We start from the raw sequence: 6,051 nt of genomic DNA on the forward strand, positions 1-6,051 counted from the left end.
GCTACGCCCTGCGCACGCTTGAGGAAGGAGAATTCTTTCGGGTAATCCGTTAAAAGAATAGGATATGAATTAGAATAGGGTGTTGCTGAAGATGTTATTTTTAGTCTTGATATAAGAGAATTTAATATAGAATGTTATTTTCAAGTAAACACAATATTTAACTAATCAAAGCATATCTTGTTGCTTTTTTAATTGAATGAGCTCGGCAGAGCAAAAAGGATAGGTTAATCCTGTATCTGTTTCTTTATAGATGTCATTCCAAAGAGCAAGAAAATGATTGAATACAAAGTGACTGCAACCAATCGTTTTAGCAATTAATATTTCTTGTTTCTTATTCGGATAGATACGAAATTTATATGTTTTACTTACTAACATAGGTTGCACCTCACCTTTTTATAGGATATCTACAGTATACAAAAAACGTAGGCTTACGCCTACTTACATTCATCTCCCACTTAAAATTGGTGTTTCACGCCTTCACATTTTTGAGGAAGGAGTCTTCTGTCAGAAACCGATAAAAGTATAAAAAGGAATCACATATCTAAAGTTATGTACCTGTTATTTATATTCATAATATTATTATGTAAACTAATCTTTAGAATCAATTAATCATTATCGTTTCCAACCTAAAATTGATTTTTCACATCTTCATATATTTGAGGAAGTTTATTTTTATGCTCAATGGTTATTCTCTTTTTGAAAGTTCACACTATATAAATCTGATGGAATGTTTTCTTGTACTAATTTCAGTTTTAACTCATTTTTTTGCATTTTTTATTTCGCCCTTCTTAAATTCATATTGTGTTCCAATTTCGGATTCACCGAACTAATTCAAGAGGTATTTCCCTATCCACCAAAGAAATGATATTCGTATTGTCCATTCATGCCATCTTTGACAGCTATAATATTAGTAAGCTTGTAGTTAAGTGAACCATCCCCATAGTGAACCTCCACTAATACCTGTTCTCGTGACCAAAGAGCATCATAGTACTTTTTAACTCTTTCGTCAGTTCTAATAATAAACCCAGCTGCAGTAGACATTTGCTTCTGATAATTCAAAGTTTTAGCTTCAATAAATGAAAGTTCTTCACTATCAACAATGATCTTTTCAATTTCTTTTGTCATATCCATATATCCTCATCCCCTTTCCTCAAGAATACCATATAAGAATCCTTTTTTTAAACAGTCAGGAAATTTGTGGTTCTGGTGCAAAGATAAAATAAAAGAGAATATAGCGCATATATTTCGAGCGGAATTGTATTTTATGCTGTTAGCCCAAACATTTGATGGATGAATTCTTTCTGATTTTGAACAGACTGATCCCGTAAATCAATCTGTTCTTTTTTAATCATATGCATGACTTCTACTCCTGCAAGAATGGATGTAGCTGTGCCAACAGACTTGAACCCTAACATAGAACGCACACGTTTCTTAATAAAACGATGATCTTGTTCCACTATATTATTGAGATATCTAACTTGTCTTAGCTTTATGCCTTCAGGCATATGTTTTTCTTCTTTCAACGCTTGAATTGCTACAGGATAGGCAGGGTTTTTATCTACTGTTATCACGCGAGGTTTAGAAACGTACGAAAAAGCCAGGGCTTTCTTGAAAAAGCACTTGGCGGCTTGTTTATCTCTTGATTTACTTAGATGAAAATCAATGGTATTCCCTTCTGAATCAACGGCACGATATAAATACATCCATTGCTCTTTTACTTTAATATAGGTTTCATCGACCCTCCATGAATCATTTGTTGATTTAAGATGATGTCGTACTTTCTCTTCTAATTGAGGTCCATATTGATGAACCCAGCGCATAATCGTTGTGTGAGCAATGGATAATCCTCTTTCCTCCATCATTTCCACCAGGTTACGGAAGCTCAAATTGTACCGTAGGTACCACCTTACTGTTAATAAGATTAGTTCAGGCTGATAATGTTTCCACTTGAATAGATTTTGCTTTTCCATACTGATCACGTCCTTTTTTAGAGTACTAGTATCAGTATGTCCAAGTTTCAGAGATTATTTACATAAATCTTATAGTTTTTGCACCAGAACCAAAAATAAGCCCAAAGAATTAAATAATTCTTTGGGCTTATTTTTAAAGTTAGGAAGTTACATTCTTCCTTCCTATAAATAATCTCACAGAACAGGACCATAGACATGTAAAGCGACAGACACTTTTTCCAAATCCGCAGGATTTCAAAACATTCGTCATGCCTCACGTATAGTAAAAGGCATCGAAACCATTCATGCCCTGTATAAAAAAGACAGAGTCTTCAACCAAACTTCGCTTTTTCGACGTATAATGAATTACAGAAATTATTGATGACTGCAAAAAATTTGTTTTCCTCAACCATATATCTTTTACATTTCAGTTAATTTTGCAAAAGAAGTTAATAAAACATATCTAATTATTGATTCACCGCTTTGGCTACAAGTGCTGCGTATGCTTCTGCACCTACTTTGGTTAAATGCACACCATCAGGTGCAAAGTAGTCTCCCTTTCCAGCACTTGCTGCATACCAATCGACTAGAGTTATATTCGGATATTTAGATACTGTCACTTTCAATCTCTCATTCACGATTGATTCCCACGGACGTGGTACCCTCGTATTAATAAATATCATTTTACGTTCATTTCCAATTAATGCTATTAATGATACAAGTTGCTCCGTAGTAAAGGCTCCATTTGTACCTAACCCAATAATGACATAGTTTCCTAAATTCCCTTCATTCTTTAACTGTTCAACTACAGGAATCGCTTTTGATAGCTGGCGACCAATTTGTGCATCAATCCTAATATCAGGAAAAGCATTTTTTAAATATGGAGCAATATCAATCATAACGGAATCGCCTATCGCTGTAACGTTGGGAGAACTTTTAGGTTGCGCAGAATCTACTTCTTTTAATTCTTCTTGATTTTTGGGCGTCTCTTGAGTTGGATTTTCCCGAACTACAACTGGATGTTTCGCCGGTTGTGTTTGCACTGCTTCCACCTTATCTAGTTGAGGATTCTCCTTAGCCTTACTAACTTTTGATAACCCAAAGACGGCTATCGACGAAACGAATACTGCACAAATTAAAGCCAACTTAACACCTAAAGCGACATTTTGAAGTCTTAAATTCTTAAACTGAATATTTCGGAGCGCACCTTGTCGGATTGGTTTTTCAATATACTTCCATGAAATTTGCGCAATCATTATAATCAGAAGAAATTGAAGAATTGCTCTTATTAGTGAAAAATCTCCAGCATTTACTTTTGGAGTCGTCAATGTAAGAATTGGATAATGCCAAAGATATATGCCATACGACCTTATCCCTATCCAACGTAAAGGTCTAAATCGTAAAAATTGAGCGATACGGCTCGCTGGATGAGCAAGATTTGCCACTAACAATGCTGTTGCAATTGATAAGAGAATCATTCCTCCATTGTATAGAAACGGATCATATTGATTAGTCTTCCAAAACATAACCAAAATAATAATAAGAGCAGTTCCTCCCACTACATCAAGAATGAGACGCGCCTTCGGAATAATTTTATTTGCAAGCCTATTGCTTGGCCAAATTAAGGCAAGTGCCGCTCCAATAAGTAAAGAAAAGGCCCTCGTATCTGTGCCATAATAAATTCTGCTCGGATCAACTCCAGGTTCATACAAAATTGCCATCGCTAAAGCTGAAGAAACAGCTCCCAGACAAATCAATAAAATCATACGGGATTGTTTTTTTATGTGGTAAAATCCTAAACTAATGATAAACGGCCAGACAACATAGAATTGTTCCTCAACTGCTAACGACCAAAAATGATTCAATGGAGAAAGCTGGTTAAAATTATCAAAGTAAGATAATTTATGATAAATATACCACCAGTTACTAACATAAAATAACGCCGCTAATGAATCTCCACGCATTTTTTCAAGTAAAGAGCTATGAAAAATCGTAATCCATGCCAACGTTATAACGAGCATAACAAACATTCCTGGAAGCAATCTCCTTGCCCTACTAAGCCAGAATTTCTTCAAATCAATTCTCTTATTTCTCTTCCACTCCATTGCTAGAATATCTGTAATTAAATAACCTGAGAGTACAAAAAATACAGTAACCCCTAAAAATCCTCCAGGCATCCAATTAAAATTAATATGATACAAAATAACACCTAGTATAGCTATGCCCCTTAGACTGTCCAATCCGACCATATAACGACTATTTTTTTTAAAAGGTTTAGTCACCTACAATCACCTCTATTTCTTGGAAATTAGGTTAATAATAGCGGTATAAATTGCTATTAATTTCCTAAAATCGTATAAGCTAAACTATTACAAACATCATTTGGGAAGGCTCTCTTTTTTATAATTACATGCACAGTAACTAACACTTTATCACGTTATCTGGTTCTGTTGTGAAAATTTTTAACGAATTTACCGAAAGAATTCTCCTTCCTCAAGCGTGTGAAGGGCGATAGCCCAACGGTAGGTGGGAGATGAATTTTGGTTTGGCATAGCCAAAAACTTTTGATAAACTAGCTATATGAAGTTCTTTGATAACTTGATATAGGAGGTTGCAGGAAGAAAATAGAGTGCGAAAACCAAGCCATTCGGTTCCTGCGTAAAATATCAACCGTACCAAGAGAGCGTCCAAGCGTTGGACATCTAGGGGTGGAACACCCCGAAGTAACGCTCAGGGAGACGAAAGGTTACTTTCGTCGTGGAACTGAGAAGCTCCCACTTCAAGCTTTGCTAAGTGGCGAGTAGTTCACATTAGGTGTTTTTGCTCATCCCCCCGAAAAAGGGGAATATGCTTAATTAATTAAAAAGTTATATGCTGTGTGTCAAAAAGTACACTTTTTTATACGTTATTACAAACGTATAAAGGACTGACATTGTGAATATAGAAATCTTATCCATCAAATTTGGAAGAAAAAAAGCAAAAGAGCACAACTATCTTTGGAAATGGATGAAACCTATATAAATGTCAACTAATCTATGTACAAAAACGTTCACTTAATTGTGTATAAAATTACTCACCTTCGGAAGCTAAGTGGTTCCTCAGGGCTGATAAGAACACCTGTAGATACTTCAAGATAGCTATATAATTGTGTGAGTGATGTACTTGCAACCTGTTGGCTAAGCCATACACATAAAGCAACTAACTCCTTTGCTCGATATTTACACTTTCGCTGAACGAATCCTTTTTCTTTAGCTAGGTATTCTAGGACATGAGGAGACATTTATCGTTGCAATTCTTCAGCAATCGGTTGAAGTTCTTCAAGAATCGAAAAATTCATAAAAAACGCCATCCTTTCCTATAATTCTACAGAAAGGATAACGTCTTTTTTGCTTTATGGATAGTGCAAAACCTTAGCTTGATAGCGATGTATGGTGACCCCTATTAGGTTCTTTTTAACAACTCACCACGTAATGCTCTTTTTTTTACAAGTCATGAGATTATGATTTTATGTATTTACATTAACGTATATAACTGTTTTTCCACCCCGCACGCGAGATTGCTATTTACTAGTACACGATAACCGGTTCATGAGTACTGAGATTATCATACACAGTTTTCGCAATACTAGGAGGGAGATTGACACATCCGCCTGAACCTCCAGTTAAATAGGCATTATTTGCCCAGTTTATCCGCCAGCCGGCATCGTGGAAACCTTGTCCGCCGTTTGTGAACGGAGCCCAGTAATCTACCTTAACGGAATAATCAGGTTTACCTACTGCGCTACCTTTGAGTGTGTACGGTGATCGTTTATAGAGGATATACCACACACCCGGTGATGTATCTTCACTCGTGCTATGTTTACCTGAAACTACATTTGTTGTGACTGCTAATTTGCTATCTTTGTAAATCCAAATTAGTTGCTCTGCAATTGAAACTTCCGCATACGTGTCTCCGATGCCATTATTCGATGTTGTTTCATAACCGATACCTTCATGCTTCCAACCATTTCCGTGAATATTAGAAGCAGAAAGCGATTTTTCACCTTTTTCAAAGGCTTGTTGAACTTGTTTTGTTTCTTTTTCAACATCTAGTGCCCAGCCAT

Annotated in this window: 4 protein-coding genes and 3 pseudogenes; 1 reads left to right on the forward strand and 6 read right to left on the reverse strand. The window is 35.9% G+C overall.

The window, feature by feature from the left end; translation table 11 throughout:
• Positions 1-168: 168 nt before the first annotated feature.
• The 3 genes and pseudogenes from CQZ94_RS29910 to CQZ94_RS29925 form a co-directional block, all read right to left on the reverse strand.
• Positions 169-375: pseudogene (locus tag CQZ94_RS29910) on the reverse strand (helix-turn-helix domain-containing protein); the annotation flags it as partial.
• Between the two features lie 471 nt (positions 376-846).
• Entirely contained in the window at positions 847-1,131 is a 285-nt protein-coding gene (locus CQZ94_RS29915) for a hypothetical protein (RefSeq protein WP_105588338.1), read from the reverse strand.
• Positions 1,132-1,262: 131 nt separating this feature from the next.
• Positions 1,263-1,970: an IS6 family transposase gene (locus tag CQZ94_RS29925; RefSeq protein WP_105588340.1), complete on the reverse strand. Its 708-nt coding sequence runs from the start codon at positions 1,968-1,970 to the stop codon at positions 1,263-1,265.
• Between the two features lie 164 nt (positions 1,971-2,134).
• On the opposite strand from CQZ94_RS29925, the pseudogene CQZ94_RS32155 reads away from it, so the two are divergent.
• A pseudogene (locus CQZ94_RS32155) lies at positions 2,135-2,384 on the forward strand (hypothetical protein); the annotation flags it as partial.
• A gap of 32 nt (positions 2,385-2,416) precedes the next feature.
• Here CQZ94_RS32155 and CQZ94_RS29940 read toward each other — a convergent pair.
• The 3 genes and pseudogenes from CQZ94_RS29940 to CQZ94_RS29960 form a co-directional block, all read right to left on the reverse strand.
• Entirely contained in the window at positions 2,417-4,231 is a 1,815-nt protein-coding gene (locus CQZ94_RS29940) for an acyltransferase family protein (protein ID WP_105588342.1), read from the reverse strand.
• Positions 4,232-5,046: 815 nt separating this feature from the next.
• A pseudogene (locus CQZ94_RS29955) lies at positions 5,047-5,229 on the reverse strand (IS4 family transposase); the annotation flags it as partial.
• Positions 5,230-5,515: 286 nt separating this feature from the next.
• Positions 5,516-6,051: L,D-transpeptidase (locus CQZ94_RS29960; RefSeq protein WP_142395971.1), on the reverse strand; the 536-nt coding region annotated here is incomplete at its 5' end.

It is taken from the genome of Bacillus sp. MYb209, assembly GCF_002975175.1.
Classification (GTDB): Bacteria; Bacillota; Bacilli; order Bacillales; family Bacillaceae_G; genus Bacillus_A.